Source organism: Cryobacterium mannosilyticum (genome assembly GCF_004402705.1).
Taxonomy (GTDB): Bacteria; Actinomycetota; Actinomycetes; order Actinomycetales; family Microbacteriaceae; genus Cryobacterium; species Cryobacterium mannosilyticum.
In genome coordinates, this window is record NZ_SOFM01000027.1 from 132,805 (window position 1) to 147,246 (window position 14,442).

17 protein-coding genes, 1 tRNA gene and 1 pseudogene are annotated in these 14,442 nt (G+C 69.3%); 8 read left to right on the forward strand and 11 right to left on the reverse strand.

The features are described from left to right. Window positions 1-11 precede the first annotated feature (11 nt). The 7 genes from E3O32_RS10215 to E3O32_RS10245 all read right to left on the reverse strand — a co-directional run bounded on the left by E3O32_RS10215 (window position 12) and on the right by E3O32_RS10245 (window position 6,660). The gene (locus E3O32_RS10215) at window positions 12-1,517 is read right to left on the reverse strand and encodes an aldehyde dehydrogenase (protein WP_134509153.1); all 1,506 of its coding nucleotides are present in this window, start codon (window positions 1,515-1,517) and stop codon (window positions 12-14) included. Further along, window positions 1,514-2,617 carry a mandelate racemase/muconate lactonizing enzyme family protein gene (locus tag E3O32_RS10220; protein ID WP_134509155.1) on the reverse strand — a complete coding sequence of 368 codons (1,104 nt, stop codon included), beginning with the start codon at window positions 2,615-2,617 and terminating at the stop codon, window positions 1,514-1,516. Before E3O32_RS10220 ends, E3O32_RS10215 begins: the two co-directional genes overlap by 4 nt. Window positions 2,618-2,639: 22 nt before the next feature. Beyond that, window positions 2,640-3,149: a formaldehyde-activating enzyme gene (gene fae, locus E3O32_RS10225; protein WP_134509157.1), complete on the reverse strand. Its 510-nt coding sequence runs from the start codon at window positions 3,147-3,149 to the stop codon at window positions 2,640-2,642. After that, window positions 3,150-4,094, reverse strand: a complete 945-nt coding sequence (locus E3O32_RS10230) for a glycine betaine ABC transporter substrate-binding protein (protein WP_134509159.1) — start codon at window positions 4,092-4,094, stop codon at window positions 3,150-3,152. Between the two features lie 61 nt (window positions 4,095-4,155). Then, entirely contained in the window at window positions 4,156-4,938 is a 783-nt protein-coding gene (locus E3O32_RS10235) for an ABC transporter permease (RefSeq protein ID WP_134509161.1), read from the reverse strand. 2 nt (window positions 4,939-4,940) lie between these two features. After that, window positions 4,941-6,002, reverse strand: a complete 1,062-nt coding sequence (locus E3O32_RS10240; protein WP_194087808.1) for an ABC transporter ATP-binding protein — start codon at window positions 6,000-6,002, stop codon at window positions 4,941-4,943. Continuing rightward, window positions 5,995-6,660 (reverse strand): ABC transporter permease, encoded by a 666-nt coding sequence (locus tag E3O32_RS10245; protein ID WP_241974767.1) that lies wholly within the window; start codon window positions 6,658-6,660, stop codon window positions 5,995-5,997. The genes E3O32_RS10240 and E3O32_RS10245 overlap by 8 nt, the downstream gene beginning before the upstream one ends. 146 nt (window positions 6,661-6,806) lie before the next feature. Between E3O32_RS10245 and E3O32_RS17900 the strand changes: the two are divergent. From E3O32_RS17900 to E3O32_RS10255, 5 genes and pseudogenes are all read left to right on the forward strand, one after another. Further along, a pseudogene (locus E3O32_RS17900) lies at window positions 6,807-7,013 on the forward strand (helix-turn-helix domain-containing protein); the annotation flags it as partial. Between the two features lie 293 nt (window positions 7,014-7,306). Beyond that, window positions 7,307-7,408, forward strand: a tRNA-OTHER gene (locus tag E3O32_RS17270). Between the two features lie 13 nt (window positions 7,409-7,421). Beyond that, the gene (locus E3O32_RS17275) at window positions 7,422-7,682 is read left to right on the forward strand and encodes an IclR family transcriptional regulator domain-containing protein (RefSeq protein WP_255455508.1); all 261 of its coding nucleotides are present in this window, start codon (window positions 7,422-7,424) and stop codon (window positions 7,680-7,682) included. Between the two features lie 278 nt (window positions 7,683-7,960). Beyond that, on the forward strand, window positions 7,961-8,122 hold the full coding sequence (locus tag E3O32_RS17280) for a hypothetical protein (RefSeq protein ID WP_166788643.1): 162 nt from the start codon (window positions 7,961-7,963) through the stop codon (window positions 8,120-8,122). A 144-nt stretch (window positions 8,123-8,266) separates the two neighbouring features. Beyond that, window positions 8,267-9,163, forward strand: a complete 897-nt coding sequence (locus E3O32_RS10255; RefSeq protein ID WP_134509165.1) for a carbohydrate kinase family protein — start codon at window positions 8,267-8,269, stop codon at window positions 9,161-9,163. 5 nt (window positions 9,164-9,168) lie between these two features. On the opposite strand, the gene arsM is transcribed toward E3O32_RS10255, so the two are convergent. The 4 genes from arsM to E3O32_RS10275 all read right to left on the reverse strand — a co-directional run bounded on the left by arsM (window position 9,169) and on the right by E3O32_RS10275 (window position 12,074). Continuing rightward, on the reverse strand, window positions 9,169-9,981 hold the full coding sequence (arsM, locus tag E3O32_RS10260; RefSeq protein ID WP_134509167.1) for an arsenite methyltransferase: 813 nt from the start codon (window positions 9,979-9,981) through the stop codon (window positions 9,169-9,171). A gap of 140 nt (window positions 9,982-10,121) precedes the next feature. Beyond that, window positions 10,122-10,871, reverse strand: coding sequence for an SGNH/GDSL hydrolase family protein (locus tag E3O32_RS10265; RefSeq protein ID WP_134509169.1), 750 nt, complete (start codon window positions 10,869-10,871; stop codon window positions 10,122-10,124). Between the two features lie 54 nt (window positions 10,872-10,925). Beyond that, the gene (locus E3O32_RS10270; RefSeq protein WP_134509171.1) at window positions 10,926-11,537 is read right to left on the reverse strand and encodes a HEAT repeat domain-containing protein; all 612 of its coding nucleotides are present in this window, start codon (window positions 11,535-11,537) and stop codon (window positions 10,926-10,928) included. A gap of 72 nt (window positions 11,538-11,609) precedes the next feature. Beyond that, a complete protein-coding gene (locus tag E3O32_RS10275; RefSeq protein ID WP_166790824.1) occupies window positions 11,610-12,074 on the reverse strand; it encodes a GNAT family N-acetyltransferase in 465 nt (154 codons plus the stop codon). 69 nt (window positions 12,075-12,143) lie between these two features. On the opposite strand from E3O32_RS10275, the gene E3O32_RS10280 reads away from it, so the two are divergent. The 3 genes from E3O32_RS10280 to E3O32_RS10290 are packed head-to-tail and all read left to right on the forward strand — an operon-like array spanning window position 12,144 to window position 14,255. Then, the gene (locus E3O32_RS10280) at window positions 12,144-12,590 is read left to right on the forward strand and encodes a MaoC family dehydratase N-terminal domain-containing protein (protein ID WP_134509175.1); all 447 of its coding nucleotides are present in this window, start codon (window positions 12,144-12,146) and stop codon (window positions 12,588-12,590) included. Continuing rightward, window positions 12,587-13,045 (forward strand): MaoC/PaaZ C-terminal domain-containing protein, encoded by a 459-nt coding sequence (locus tag E3O32_RS10285; protein ID WP_134509177.1) that lies wholly within the window; start codon window positions 12,587-12,589, stop codon window positions 13,043-13,045. Before E3O32_RS10280 ends, E3O32_RS10285 begins: the two co-directional genes overlap by 4 nt. Continuing rightward, complete coding sequence (locus tag E3O32_RS10290; RefSeq protein ID WP_134509179.1) at window positions 13,038-14,255, forward strand: UDP-N-acetylmuramate dehydrogenase; 1,218 nt, start codon at window positions 13,038-13,040, stop codon at window positions 14,253-14,255. Before E3O32_RS10285 ends, E3O32_RS10290 begins: the two co-directional genes overlap by 8 nt. Window positions 14,256-14,442: the final 187 nt, after the last annotated feature.

Consider the following 14,442-nt stretch of genomic DNA (forward strand, 5'->3'; position numbering starts at 1 on the left):
GGTCTCGCTTTCTAGTAACTGCTCAGGGGCGAGTCGCCCAGGTTGATCCAGGTGGTTTTCAGTGCCGTGTATCCGTCGAAGGCGTGCAGGGAACGATCGCGGCCGCTGCCGGAGTTCTTGAACCCGCCGAACGGCGTGATCACATCGGCAACGTCGAAGGTGTTGACCCACACGGTGCCGGCCTTGAGCTCCCTGGCCACGGTGTGGGCGGTGGTGATGTTCGACGTCCAGACGCTCGCGGCGAGGCCGTAGTCGCTGTGGTTCGCCACTCGCACGGCCTCCGCGGCGCCGCGAACCGTCGTGACGGCCAACGCGGGGCCGAAGATCTCCTCCTGGCCGATCCGGCCGGCGTTGTCGACCCCGGTGAACACGGCGGGTGCCACGTAGTAACCCTCGTCCAGACCCGCTGGCCGAACGCGTCGCCCGCCGTGGACGGTGGCGCCCTCAGCCTCAGCGATTCCGGCATAGGTCAGCACCCGTTCGAGCTGCCGGGCGCTGGCGACCGGACCGATCTGGGTTGCCTCCTCGAGCGGGTCGCCGAGCACGAGGCTCCGGCCGACCGTGAGCACCTCCGCGACGAGCTCGTCGTGCACGCGCTCGTCGACGATCAACCGACTGCCGCCGTGGCAGGTCTGGCCCGCGTTGTAGAAAATGCCCCAGGCCACGGACGATGCGCAGGCGGCGATGTCTTCCACGTCGGCGAGCACAACCTGCGGGGACTTCCCTCCGAGTTCCAGGGCAACCTGTTTGCCGTTCGATTCCCCGGCGTAGCAGAGGAAGCTGCGGCCGACGGCGGGCGAACCGGTGAAGGTGATCTTGTCGACGAGCGGATGCCGACCGAGCGCCTGCCCGGCCACCGGCCCGAGCCCTGGCACGATGTTGAGCACCCCGGCCGGGAGCCCGGCCTGGGCGGCGAGGTCGGCGAGCTTGAGCGCTGAGAGGCTGGTCAGCTCGGCCGGCTTCACCACGACGGAGTTCCCGGCCGCGAGGGCCGGCGCGATCTTCCAAGCGGTGATGATCAGCGGGTAGTTCCAGGGCACGACCGCGCCGACGACGCCGAGAGCCTCCCTGGTCACCAGCGCCAGCGCGTTCCGCGGGGTCGGGGCGACCTCGTCGTAAATTTTGTCGATGGCCTCCGCATACCAGCGCACGGTGCGCGCCGCGTTGGGGACATCCACCCCCCTGGCATCACCGATCGGGTGGCCGGAGTCGATCGACTCGAGCAGGGCCAGCTCGTCGAGGTTCTCGAGCATGAGGTCGCTGAGCCGCAGAAGCACGCGCTGGCGTTCCCGGCGGTCGGCCCGGGACCAGACGCCAGATTCGAACGCGCGGGCTCCGGCGCGCACCGCGGCGTCGACATCCGCCTCTCCGGCGGCGCTGACCGCGGCGATGAACCGGCCGTTGCGGGGTGCGATGGTGTCGAATGTCGCCCCGTCGAGCGCCGGGCGGAAGTCGCCGTCGATGAACAAACGCGTCTCGGGGGTGAGCGCATCCGCGCGGGTGACCCAGTCGGTCATACGGTGTACCTCCTGACGGCAGCCCAGTCGATCCGGGCGCCGAGGCCCGGCGTGGTCGGCACCAGCAGATCGCCGTTCGGGTCGATGTCGAGTGGTTCCATGAAGAAATCCCGGCGTTCCGGGGTCCAGCCGGGAGGGTCGTAGGGGAACTCGAGGTATGGGCCGGCGTCGACCCCGGCAGCGACGTGCAGGTTTGCGAGGAGGCCGAGCCCATTGGTCCAGGTGTGGGGTGTGAACAGGCGGTGGCGGAGGTTGGCCGACTCGGCCACCTGCCTGGCGCGGTACATGCCGACGGCGAGCACGACATCCGGTTGGTAGATGTCGTAGGCATCCGCCTCGATCAGGGCGGCCAGCTCATTCATGGTGCGCACCATCTCTCCGCCGGCGACCTGGATCCCCGTCTCGGCGCGCACCCGGCGCGCGCCGATGACGTCCGCCTGTGGGAGCGGTTCCTCGAGCCAGAGCACGCCGAGGTCGGTGAGCTCGGCCGCAATCCGCCGCACTTGGGCCAACGGCAGCGCGGCCTCGATGTCGCCACTCATCCGCCACATCTGGTTGAGGTCGATCATGAGGTCGAAATCGGTGCCGACGGCGTCGCGGGTGGCGCGCACCGCGGCGATTCCCTCGGCGATGCCGGCGGGGGAGATCCGGATCTTCATGGCTCGAAAACCACGCTCGCGGGCGGCCAGGGCGGACTCGGCGCGGGCCTGTGGAGCCATCAGTTCGCCGCAGGAGGCGTAGGCCCGCAAGCGGTCCCTGGCCCCGCCGAAGAGGACGCTGACCGGAAGGCCGGCGACCTGGCCCACGATGTCCCAGATCGCGGCCTCGAGCGGCCAGTAGCGTCCGCCGTGGAAGTTGATCGTTTCGATCCGTCGCACCTGGTTGAGGATCTGGAGCGGGTCAGTGCCGATGAAGACGTCTTCGTAGGCTTCGAACCCGTTCATGGTGTCGCCGGAACCGACTCCGACAAGCCCGCTGTCGGTCTCCACCTCGACGAGGGTCGCCGGGAATGATGTCCGGGGGTTCGGGTCCCAGGCCGCGTGGAAAGGGGGGTCGAGGGGCAGGCTCAGCCGGGTCAGGCGGATGGCCGTGATCAACATTGGGTTCCCGGTTCTGCAGGCATCAGGACTTCGGAGTGAAGAATGGATTGGTCGGGGTGGCGCGGGCCGCGATGACCTCGTCGGTGTCAGGAAGATTGCGGGCGCCGTTCTCCAGGGCGGTGCGCACCGAAAGCCGGTTGTTCGCGTAGACCGTCTCGGCGTCGTCGGCCAGAGGATTGACCCAGACCGCCGCGATGATGACGTGGGAGTCGGCTTCCTCTCGGGAGATGATCCCGTCAGCCAGCGCCTCGGCGACCCCGGCGGCGATGCCGGCCTGGGCGGGACCCCAGATGAGCAGCCCGTGGGCGTCGCCGGCGGGCGCCGCCTTGGTGACGAACAGGGTGAGCGGTTTGACCGGCAGGGACGGTCGAAGCACGGTCACGAATGGAACGTGTCCCTGGCTCGGGGTGGCCAGGGCCGAAGCCCAGGCCACCCCGGCCGGCCCTTCGCGGTGTCCGAAGACGGTGTTGACGTGCGCGGCGTTGACGCCGTCGCCAACAAAGCTCTCGCCGATGTGAAGGGCCTGGGTCATTTAGATCAGTCCCTCTTCGGTCAGCCAGTTGTGGGCGATGTCCTGGGGGTCGTCTCCGTCGACATCCGCCTGCGCGTTGAGGGTCTGCATGACCTCCGTGGTGAGCTTCGGCGACAGCAGTGCCATCACCTCGGCGATCCCCGGGTTCTTGTCGAGCGTGGTCTGCTTGAGGGTGAATGCGCCCTGGTAGACCGGGAAGAACGACTTGTCGTCCTTCATCACGGTCAGGTCGAGCGCCTTGATTCGGCCGTCGGTCTGGAAGACTTCACCGAAGTTGCAGTCGTCGCCCTTCTGAGTGGCCGTGTAGATGACGCCGGTGTCGAGCAGCGCAACGTTGGAGTCCGAAACGTCAATGCCGTAGGCCTTCTTCAGCCCGGGCCAACCATCGTCTCGGGTCGAGAACTCGCTCTCGATGCAGAAGGTCTGTTCCGCAGCAGGCAGCGCGGCGATGTCGCTCAGCGAGGTGACTCCGAGCTTCTTGGCCTTGTCGGAACGGATGGCGAAGGCGTAGGTGTTGTTGAGCGGTGCCGGGTCGAGCCAGGCGATCCCGTTCTTCGCGTCCGCTTCCTTGGTGGCCGTGAACTGGGCCTCCTCACCCTGCACGGGGGCGGTGTTCTTGTTGTAGGTGATCCACGAGGTGCCCGTGTATTCCCAGTAGCCCATGAAGTCGTCACTTTCCAGTGCCGCACGAACGTTCGCGGAGCCGACGACCTTCGTGTTCGCCTCGGTCTTGGCGCCGTGGGCGTTGAGCAGTTCGCTGGTGAGGTAGGCGAGGATGAACTGCTCAGAGAAGTCTTTGGCGCCAATTGTGCCCTTCAGGCCTGCGACCTCGTCGCCCTTTCCGGCGGCAGATCCGCCGGAGGATGCCGTGCCGGCGCAGGCGCTGAGCGCCAGCGCTCCGAGGGCGGCGATGGCCAGCAGCGAGTGAGTGGTCCTTCTTTTCATGGTTGCTCCTTGTGGGTGGTGCGCCGTGGGTGCGGTGAGATGGAGGTGCGGTTCGGGAGGGCTAGATGCCCCGGGGGCGGAGCAGGTCTTCGGCAATGCCGGCAATCCAGTCGATCAACAGGGCGATGGACGCGACGAGCACCGCTCCGGTGATCAGCACCGGGTAGCGCTGCAGCTTCAGGCCGTTGACGATCATGTCGCCGAGCCCGCCGGCGTTGATGAATGTGGCGATGGTGGCGACACCGACGGCGAAGACCAGGGAAGTGCGCAGGCCGGCGAGGATCACCGGGACGGCGAGAGGCAGCTCGATCTTCAGGAGCACCTGGTTGCGGGTCATCCCCATGCCGGTCGCGGATTCGCGCACACTCGCGTCGATCTGCTGCAGCCCGACGAGGGTGTTGCGGAGCACCGGGAGGAAGGAGTAGACGACGAGCGCGACGAGAGCTGTGGTGTAACCGGTCTGCCACACGATCGCCAGCAGGATGATGACGCCGACAGCGGGGGTCGCCTGGCCGATGTTGGCCAGGCCAAGGACGATCGCCCGCACGACGCGGGATTTCGTTCGGCTTAGGGCGACGCCGGTGGGAATTGCGAGCACGGCGACGAGGGCCGAGGCAACCACGGTCAGGCCGAGGTGCTCGCGAGTCCGTGCGACGATGTAGTCCAGATTGAGGGTGCGTTGTTCGATCGAGTCCAGGCGGAGATTCGAGAGCCAGAGGAAGGTGAGGCCGAGAACGAATGCGACCACGATCGGGGTCACGAACCGGGTGCGAGTCAAGAAGGTGCGGCGGGTGCTGGGCAGCGGCCGGATCGCCTGCATCTGGCGGGTGGCGTCGAGGCTCATGGTCACGACCCCTGGCCGGTGCCGGTGTCCTGCCGCGCTGCGGGGGCAGCGGGAACCTCAGCTCCGAGCACCGCCGAGATACGGTCGATGCTGATCGAGCCGACCGGCTTGTTCGCTCGGTCGATGACGGTCAGGGCTGGCAGCCCGGTGAGTACGAGCGAGTCCAGCGCATCGCGCAGGGAGTCGTCCACGCTGACGGTGATCGGCCCGCCGGCCGATTCGCCGGCCGGCCCGAGTATCGCTTCGGTGACGGGGATGAGGACGAGACGCTTGATGGCTGCGCCATGGCCGATGAAGGAGGCGACGTAGTCGTTTGCGGGGTTGGTCAGGATGTTTGCGGGGGTGTCGAACTGCTCGATTTGGCTTCGATTGCTCAGTACGGCGATGCGATCGCCGAGCCGCACTGCCTCGTCGAAGTCGTGGGTGACGAAGATGATCGTCTTTCCGAGCGACTCCTGGAGCCGCAGGAACTCGGCCTGGAGCTTCTCCCTCGTGATCGGGTCCGTCGCACCGAACGGCTCGTCCATGAGCATCACCGGCGGGTCCGCGGCGAGGGCCCGGGCCACGCCGACCCGCTGCTGCTGGCCGCCGGAGAGTTGCTTGGGGTAGCGGCTGGCGAATGCGGACGGCTCGAGCTCCACCGTGACGAGCAGTTCCTCGACGCGGGTGGCGGTCTTCGCCTTGCTCCAGCCGAGCAGCCGGGGAACCACGGCGATGTTCTCCGCGATCGTCATGTGGGGGAACAACCCGATCTGCTGGATCACGTACCCGATGTGACGGCGGAGTTCGTTCGGATCGAGCGAGAGCACATCCCGCCCGTCGATGGAAATGGAGCCACTGGTCGGTTCGATGATGCGGTTGATCATCTTCATGGTGGTGGTCTTGCCGCAGCCGCTGGGGCCGACGAACATGATCAGTTCGCCGGGCTCCGCGGTCATCGAGAAATTCTCGACCGCCGCGATCGGCTGATTCGGGTAGGTCTTGGTGACGCCGTCGAGCACGATGCGCGCGCCGCTGGTGTTCCGGGCGATCTGCAGGATTGCGGTGTCGGATGGCTTAGGCACGGAGTCCCCTTGAGGTCGTGGAACGGGTGATTGCGACGAAGATCGCGTCGATCAGAAGAGCCAGGATGATGACACCCACGGTGCCGGTGAGGGCGAAGTTGAGGGCGTTCTTGGAGCCGAGGGACGAGAGCCCCCTGAAGATGAACGCACCAAGGCCTGGACCGGCGACGTAGGCGGCGATTGCCGCGATTCCGACCGTGAGCTGGGCCGCAACGCGCACCCCGGTGAGGATGACCGGCCAGGCCATCGGGAGCTGGATGCTGAAGAGCACCTTGACCGGGCTCATCCCCATCCCCTTGGCGGACTCCATGATGGCGGGAGGAACCTCCCGGAGGCCGACGACGGTATTGCGCACGATCGGGAGGAGGGAGTACACGACCAGGGCGATCACCGTGGGGGTCCAGCCGAGGCCGAAGGGCGGGATCAGGATGGCCAGGAGGGCGAGGGACGGAATGGTCAGCGCCACGCCCGCCGCGGCGATCGTGACCGAGCGGGGAATGGGCCGGCTCCACACCAGCATGCCGATCCCCACGCCGATGGCCATGGCGATGACGAGGGCGACGGCGACGACGGTGATGTGCTCGACGACGAGCCCGAGAATGTCATCCCAGCGGCGCGCCCAGAACGTCAGCAGCCCGGTGAAGTCAAATTCGGTCACGGATGCTTCCTCCTTCACTCTTCGTTGAGATGAGGCCGGTTCTGCACCGAAACGACCGTCGAATAGAGATGAGGCTACGAGACAGTTTCTATTTGCACAACTGGCGTTGTGCAAATGGCAACTCATGACTACAGTCAACACTCATGATGAATGACACCGGTGACGCGGCCCCGACCGGGGCGCGCCGGAATTCGGCCGGACTCCGGCGCGACTTCAGGCTGCTCGAGGCCCTGGGGTCAGCTGAGGCCGAGGCGGCCGGCGGGTTGGGCGTGGTGCGGGTTGCTGAGCTGGTTGGCCGGGACAAGGGGATCGTTTCCCGCACCCTGGCGACGCTCGCCGAGGTCGGGATGGTGTCCAGGGACCCGGTGACCCAGAACTACCGCCTGGGCTACCGGCTCTACGCGCTTGCCGCTCGCACCATGGAGGCCCAGTTGGTGCGGGCATCCGTCCCCTACCTCCGGCGGGTGGTCACCGCCACCAGGGAGACGGCAAACCTGTGCGTGCTGCGCGGAGGCAACGTGCTGACCCTCTCGAGCGAAATGAGCGAGTACGCATTCCGGGGGGTCGGCTGGGAGGGAGTGAGCACTGCGGCGTGGCAGACCTCATCGGGCCGCGTCCTGGTCAGCGACTGGGCCGAGGAGGACCTGCGGCGGTGGTATGACGTTCACGGAAACGACACCGCGGTGCTCCGCCCGTTCGCCACGTTCGCCAACCCGGCAGGAGGGCTGGAATCCCTTCCGCCGCGCCAGGGCCGGCCGCGGATCACGGATTTCGCCGGATTCCTGGCGGAAATGATCAAGATCCGCGCGCACGGCTACGCAACGGTGGACGAGGAATTCGAGAAGGGACTGGTCGGAGTCTCGGCGCCGGTCTTCGACTTTCGCCAGAACATCGTTGCGGCGATCAACGTTTCGGGCCCGAAGCCACGCCTGGGAGCGCACCTCGAGGAGGTCGGCGCGCTCACCGCCCGCATCGCACGCGAGCTCTCCGCCGAGCTCGGAGCGTTCCCGCGATCTCGGTAGGGAGTCCGGGTCACCCGGCGCGATCCGCACCAACTGGGGCACGCGCGCGCGGGCGATCCTCCTGCTGCGCGCGCCGCTGAGCGACCGGCTGATGGAGGCGCTCATCCTACGGATCTACGGATCTTCGGCCGCGGTTGATCGGGCAGAGTGCCTCGCGGACCTTCTCGGCCCGGCTGGGAAATTCCTGACCCGGTTGGTGACGAAAACTCGCGGATCGGATTATGCTGCCGGTTACCGGGGAGGTCCCCCGGCAGCAGAGCAAAGTGAGGTCGGCAATCATGAACCTGTTATTGGTCATCATCGCAATCGTGGCGGTCGTGCTTCTCCTCACCGGCGGTTTCGTGCAATCCCTCCAGTTCCTGCTCTGGGTCGGGGTCGTGCTTCTCGTCATCGCCGTGATCATGTTCCTGGTCCGGTCGATCTCGGGCCGGCGCACCTGACGAACACCGCGCTGGACAACAGAAGGGCCGCCCGGAGATCGGGCGGCCCTTCCTCGCACGTACGTCCTACGTCCGCGGACCCGGGGTCGTAGGCTGGGCGCAAAGACGAGCTGATCGCTCGCGGATCAGGGGAGATACGACCGAATGACTGAATCCAACCGTGTCGTCGTCGTCGGCGACGCCCTCATCGACGAACTCCGCGACGCTGAGTCCCTGCGCGAATTCCCGGGTGGCGCGGCCCTGAACGTGGCCGTCGGCCTCGCGGTGCTCGGCGTTCCGACGACGCTCATCGCCATGGTCGGCGACGACGCGGACGGCGCGGTGCTGCGGGAAGCCCTCGCCGCCCACGACGTCACCCTGATCGCCACTCCCGGCCCGCACGGCAGCTCCCGCGCCACCTCCGACCGCACCGACGGCGAGCCGCGCTACGCGTTCAACGAGGCCGCGAGGAAGCGCCGGATCGAGTTCGGCGACGTTGAGCGCGCCGCCCTCGATGCGGCCCGGCTCGTGGTCGTGAGCTGCTTCCCGTTCGACGACACGGCCCAGACGGATGCCTTCCTCGCCGCCGTCGCCGACCCGGAGGCGCGCCTGGTGATCGACCCGAACCCGCGCGCCGGCATGCTCGCCGACCGCGAGGCGTTCGTGCGCAATTTCGAGCGCGCCGCCGCCCGCAGCCTGCTGACCAAGGTCGGCGATGACGACGCCGAGCTGCTCTACGGCAGCACCCTGGCCGAGCTGCGAGCGCGGCTCGTGGCCGCCGGAACCCACCACGTGCTGGCGACCGCCGGCCGCGACGGGGCGACGATCGAGACCGACGACGGCCTGCTCGTGAGCGAGCCGATCACCCCGCTGCCCGGCGCGGTCGTCGACACGATGGGCGGGGGTGACGCGACCCTCGCCTCCAGCGTGCAGACGTTCCTGACCCGGGGCGTGCCGGCCGATGCCGCGGGCTGGCAGCGACTGCTGGCCGATGCCATGCGCATCGCGGCCGCCACCTGCCGCGAGGAGGGTGCCCTGCTGCGGGTGCCGCCCGTCGTCTGACGGGATCAGGCGGCGAGCGGCTTGACGGCTCGCACGATCGCGCCGTGCATGCCGGGGGCGACCTCGTGGGTGAGGCTGACGCTCACCTGCTCGAAGCCGGCCAGGCCGAGTTCGTTCGTGTACTCCTGCACCGAGAGGGCGCCGGCGATGCAGCCGACGTGCGAGCCGCGTGAGGCGCGGTCCGCCGGGCTGAGCTGGTTCTCGGCCACGACGTCGGACACTCCGGCCCGGCCGCCCGGAACGAGCACCCGGAACATCTCCCGCAGCACGGCCGGCTTGTCGGTGGACAGGTTGATCACGCAATTGGAGATCACGACGTCGATGCTCTCCCCGGGCAGCGGGAGGTCCTCGATGGTGCCCTTCCGGAACTCGACGTTCTCGGCGTGGGCGGCCGTGGCGTTGGCCCGCGCCAGGTCCAGCATCTCGTCGGTCATGTCGACACCGTAGGCGAAGCCGGTCGGGCCCACCCGGCGGGCGGAGAGCAGCACGTCGATTCCGCCGCCGGAGCCGAGGTCGAGCACGGTCTCGCCGGTGCGAAGGTCGGCGACCGCCGTGGGGTTGCCGCAGCCGAGGCTGGCCAGCACCGCCGCCTCGGGGAGGTCGTCGGTCGAGGCGGGGTCGTACAGCGCGGCGCCGAAGACGAGGCTCCCGTCGACGAACGCCGGCCCGCAACAGTCGGCCGCGGCATCCGCCGCGTCGCCGGGTCCGAAGCAGGCGGTGGATGCGGCCGGGGTCCCGTCCCGCCGGGTCACGGCGAGGGCCGCGCCGGCATAGCGGGCGCGCACCGCCTCGCGCACGGTGTCGGTGTGCTCACTCATGTGGCTCTCCCTCGGTGCATTGATCGTTGTCGATGCAATCATCCACCATATATTGATGAACGTCAATGTCTGGACGCGGGGGTAAGTGACCCGGGATTCCGGGGCGAGGCGTCGCCGGCCGGAACGGGCGGCACCCCGGCTCAGGCGTCGACGAGCTCGAGGGTGGGGCGTTTCGGCGGTCGTCCGTCGCCGGAGGATCGGCCGGTGAGCCGGCGCCCGATCCACGGCAGCACGTACTCGCGGTAGTACGCGGCGGTGCCCTGCACCCGGTCGGCGGCGGACGCCTCGACCTCGGCCCATTCCGCGGGCACCGGCACGCCGAGCGCGTCGAGCACGTTGGAGGCGACACGGGTGTGCCCGAGGGCGTTCAGGTGCAGCTTGTCGACCGACCAGAACCGCGCGTCGGCGAGGTGTGCGTCGGCCCAGTTGTCGACCAGGGTGACCCCCGGGCGCACGAAGGCGTCCCGGGCGGCCTCGGCGAGCCGGTCGCCGCGGCGCTGCATCACCGCGCCCATCGGCAGGTGGCGCGACGGGTTGCCGCCGCTGAGCACGAGCACGTGGGCGCCGCTGTCAAGCCCGCGCTCGACGACCTGGCCCATCAGGTCGATGACGTAGCCGATCTCGACCCGGGGTCGCATCAGGTCGTTGCCGCCGCCGCAGATCGATAGCAGGTCGGGGGCCTGGCCGATGGCCGGTTCGAGCTGCTCGGCGACGATCGGGCCGAGCAGGCGCCCGCGCACGGCGAGGTTCGCATAGGAGACCGGGGCGTCGGAGGCCGCGGCGAGGCCGAGCGCGACCAGGTCGGCCCAGCCGCGGAGCCGGCCGCCCGGCAGCTCGTCGCCGACACCCTCGGTGAAACTGTCGCCGATGGCGACGTAACGCTGGAACATCAGGATCCCCTCACCCTGCGGATGCCGTGCGGCGACATCCGCCGAGAGGTGATGCTACTCGCTCTCGTCGTGCGTGTGCCGGGTGCCGTGGGTCTGCTCCACGCCCTGGCTCGGGTCCTTCGGCAGGTTCCAGCGGCCGGAGAGCACGTCCCTGGCCTGCTGGGCGGCGCGGCGGACCTCTTTGTCGGGGTCGCGCAGGCGCTGCACGATCGTGGCGAGGTGGTCCGCGGTCCCCTGCGCGGCCAGGGCGTGCAGGGCGGCGGCGCGCACACGAGGCACCTCGTCGGTGGTGAGGCGCACGAGCTTGGGGGCAACCTCGAGGCCCCGCAGCATGATGACCCGCGCGCACATCTCGCGCACCCGCCAGGCCTGGTTGTTCAGGCCCACCACGACGTAGGGCGCGGCAGCGTCGCTCCAGACGTAGAGCAGGGCGCGGGCGCCCCACAGCTCGGGCCAGTACAGGGCGGGGGCGCCGTCGAGGATGCCCAGCGCGTGGCGGCCGCCGGCGTAGAGCAGGAAGTCTTTGCCGGCGTTCTTGGCGCGGAGGAGAGCGATGGAGTTGTCGATCACCGCTTGTTCGCCATAGTGCTCCACGGCGGCGTGGATGCGCTCGGCCGTCGGGAGGTCGATGGGAAGGTCGGGGTGGGGATCTAATTTGTTATGCATGGCACTGCCAAAACTAGCAAGCGCGCGCGGTGCAGGCCAATGCCGGATATCGCGGGCCGGGGCGGCTGCGGCTCAGCGGGCGTCGTCGTCGGCCGGGAACGACCGCTCGAACCCGGTCGCCCGGTCGTAGATGCCGTAGTTGCCGATCTCCCGGTAGCCGAGGCGGCGGTAGAGGGCAAGCGCCTCCGGCTGGGCGTAGCCGGTCTCCAGCCGCACGTGCCGGTAGCCGAGTTCGCGGGCCAGCTCCTCGAGGGCGGCGAGCACCGTCGACGCGTGGCCGGCCCGGCGGTAGGCCGGGTTGGTCCACATCCGCTTGACCTCGCAGGTGGCGTCGTCGAGGCGGCGGATGCCGCCGCCCGCCACGGTGTTGCCGCCGTCGAGGAGCACGATGAAGCCGCCGTGCGGCGGGTCGAAGGCGTCCGCCTCCACGTCGTGCACCGAGTCGCCGTCGCCGTAGCGTTCCTCGTACTCGCGGCGAAGGTCGGCGAGGAGAGGGGCGACCTCGGGGTCGGCCAGGCGTACGCGGGCAAGTTTCACACCCCTCAGTCTGCCCGATTCAGGCTGCCTGATCGGCCCGCTTCCCGGCGCGACCGGTAAACTCCTCCTGTGTCTGTCAACCCCGAACTGCAGGGCCGGGTCTTCCCGCCGGTCGCCCCCTATCTCGTCGGCCGGGAGAAGGTGCGCGAGTTCTCCCGCGCCGTCTTCGCGACCAACCCGATCAACCACGACCCGGAGGCCGCGCGCGCAGCGGGCTACGCCGACGTCGTCGCCCCGCCCACCTTCGCGGTGGTCGTGCAGGAAGCGACCCTGGCCCAGCTGCTGGCCGAACCGGATGCCGGCATCGACTTCAGCCGCGTCGTCCACGGCGACCAGCGGTTCAGCTTCAGCCGCCCGATCGTCGCCGGCGACCTGCTGACGGCGACCCTGACCGTGGCGAGCGTGAAGAGCCTCGGCGGCCACTCGATGGTCACGGCCGAGTCCCGCGTCGTGGACGCGGCCGGCGCCCACGTCGTGACCGCGACCTCCACCCTTGTCGTCAGGGGAGACGAATGAGCATCGAAAGCACCACGCCCCGCCTCGACGACCTGGTCGTCGGCGCCGTCGTCGCCGAAGCGAGCTTCCCGCTGACCCGCGATTCCCTCGTGCGCTACGCCGGGGCATCCGGGGACTTCAACCCCATCCACTACCGCGACGATGTGGCGGTCTCGGTGGGGCTGCCCGGCGTGCTCGCGCACGGCATGCTCACAATGGGCCTGGCCGTGCAGCCGGTCGTCGACTGGGCCGGCGACCCGGGCCGCATCGGCGACTACCAGGTGCGCTTCACCCGCCCGGTGCTCGTCGACCCGGTCGCCGGCGCCGTCGTGACGGTTGTCGCCAAGGTCGGCGCCATCGACGCGGATGCCGGAATCGCGCGGATCGACCTCACCGTTTCGTTCAACGAGGTGACCGTGCTCGGCAAGGCGCAGGTGCGCGTCCGCCTGGCCGCCGCACCGCTCAGCGATGCCTGATTCCGTGCCCGATTCCGGCGCGCTCGCCGGGCGGGAGCCCCGGTTCGCCGATCTGACCACCATGCGGGTCGGCGGGTTGCCGGCCCGGCTGCTCTCCCCGGCCACCGAGCAGGAACTCGTCGACGCCACCCTCACCGCCTGGGGCTCCGGCGACGAGTGGATGCTGCTCGGCGGCGGCTCGAACACGGTCGTCTCCGACGACGGCTTCGACGGCACCGTGATCCGGGTGCTCACCCGGGGAGTGACGGTGCTGGATGCCGTGGCGGCCGATGCCACGGCGGGCGCTGCCGAGGCGGCCGATGCCGTGGCGGCCGAACGGGTGCGGTTGCGCGTGCAGGCCGGCGAACCGTGGGACGATCTCGTCGCCCACACCGTCGAGCGGGGCTGGTCGGGTCTCGAGGCGCTCTCCGGCATCCCCGGTTCGACCGGGGCCGCGCCCGTGCAGAACATCGGCGCCTACGGCCAGGAGCTCTCCGACAGCCTGCTCGCGATCGACTTCCTCGACTACGAGACCGGTGTCCGCCGCCGGATCGAGGCGGCGGAGCTCGAGCTCGGCTACCGCACCTCCGTTCTCAAGCAGGGGCTGCGCGGCCTCGTGCTCGCGGTCGAACTGGAGTTGCACGACACGCAGGCCGAGGCATCCGTGCTCGGCGGCGCGCTCAGCCGGCCGGTCGCCTACCCGCAGCTGGCGGGGGCGCTCGGGGTGCAGGTGGGCGACCGGGTGCCGCTCGGGGCGCTGCGGGCATCCGTGCTCGCCCTGCGCGGGGCCAAGGGAATGGTGCTCGACCCCGGCGACCCCGACACGCACAGCGCCGGGTCGTTCTTCACCAACCCGATCGTGTCGCTGGCCTTCTCCCGCACGATGCCGGATGCGGCGCCGCGCTGGCCGCTCGGGGACGCGGAGCTGCCCGACCGGGTGATCCCGCTGGACGAGTACTACGGGGTCGGGCCGGTCGCTGATCCGAGCCCCGTGCGGCTCGTCAAGCTCAGCGCGGCCTGGCTGATCGAGAACTCCGGGATCTCGCGCGGCTTCCGGCTGCCGGGGTCGCGCGCGGCCATCTCCAGCAAGCACACCCTTGCGCTCACCAACACCGGCGGGGCCACGGCGGACGAGATCGGCCAGCTCGCCCGTTTCGTGCAGGGCCGGGTGCAGTCGGAGTTCGGCGTGATCCTGCAGCCGGAGCCCATGCTGGTGGGCCTCGGCCTCTAGCTCCGCGCTGCGGCGCTCGTCGCGCGGGCTCGCTCGTCTCGGTGACCGAAACATGCTCGCGGCGCAGGTTGAGGAAGCGGGCGCGCGTTAGAGAGCCTGTTGCTTAATGGGGTGCCCTTCGGGTCTTTTTTTGTGGGGCGTGTCGTTTGTGGGGCGTGATTCGGTGGTCTGGGAAAATGGTTCATGG

Excerpts from the sequence above, each read along its gene's own strand:
- E3O32_RS10215 (WP_134509153.1), bottom strand. The coding sequence starts at position 1,517 with ATGACCGACTGGGTCACCCGCGCGGATGCGCTCACCCCCGAGACGCGT.
- E3O32_RS10220 (WP_134509155.1), bottom strand. The coding sequence starts at position 2,617 with ATGTTGATCACGGCCATCCGCCTGACCCGGCTGAGCCTGCCCCTCGAC.
- fae (WP_134509157.1), bottom strand. The coding sequence starts at position 3,149 with ATGACCCAGGCCCTTCACATCGGCGAGAGCTTTGTTGGCGACGGCGTC.
- E3O32_RS10230 (WP_134509159.1), bottom strand. The coding sequence starts at position 4,094 with ATGAAAAGAAGGACCACTCACTCGCTGCTGGCCATCGCCGCCCTCGGA.
- E3O32_RS10235 (WP_134509161.1), bottom strand. The coding sequence starts at position 4,938 with ATGAGCCTCGACGCCACCCGCCAGATGCAGGCGATCCGGCCGCTGCCC.
- E3O32_RS17280 (WP_166788643.1), top strand. The coding sequence starts at position 7,961 with ATGAACCTGTTATTGGTCATCATCGCAATCGTGGCGGTCGTGCTTCTC.
- E3O32_RS10255 (WP_134509165.1), top strand. The coding sequence starts at position 8,267 with ATGACTGAATCCAACCGTGTCGTCGTCGTCGGCGACGCCCTCATCGAC.
- arsM (WP_134509167.1), bottom strand. The coding sequence starts at position 9,981 with ATGAGTGAGCACACCGACACCGTGCGCGAGGCGGTGCGCGCCCGCTAT.
- E3O32_RS10265 (WP_134509169.1), bottom strand. The coding sequence starts at position 10,871 with ATGTTCCAGCGTTACGTCGCCATCGGCGACAGTTTCACCGAGGGTGTC.
- E3O32_RS10270 (WP_134509171.1), bottom strand. The coding sequence starts at position 11,537 with ATGCATAACAAATTAGATCCCCACCCCGACCTTCCCATCGACCTCCCG.
- E3O32_RS10285 (WP_134509177.1), top strand. The coding sequence starts at position 12,587 with ATGAGCATCGAAAGCACCACGCCCCGCCTCGACGACCTGGTCGTCGGC.
- E3O32_RS10290 (WP_134509179.1), top strand. The coding sequence starts at position 13,038 with ATGCCTGATTCCGTGCCCGATTCCGGCGCGCTCGCCGGGCGGGAGCCC.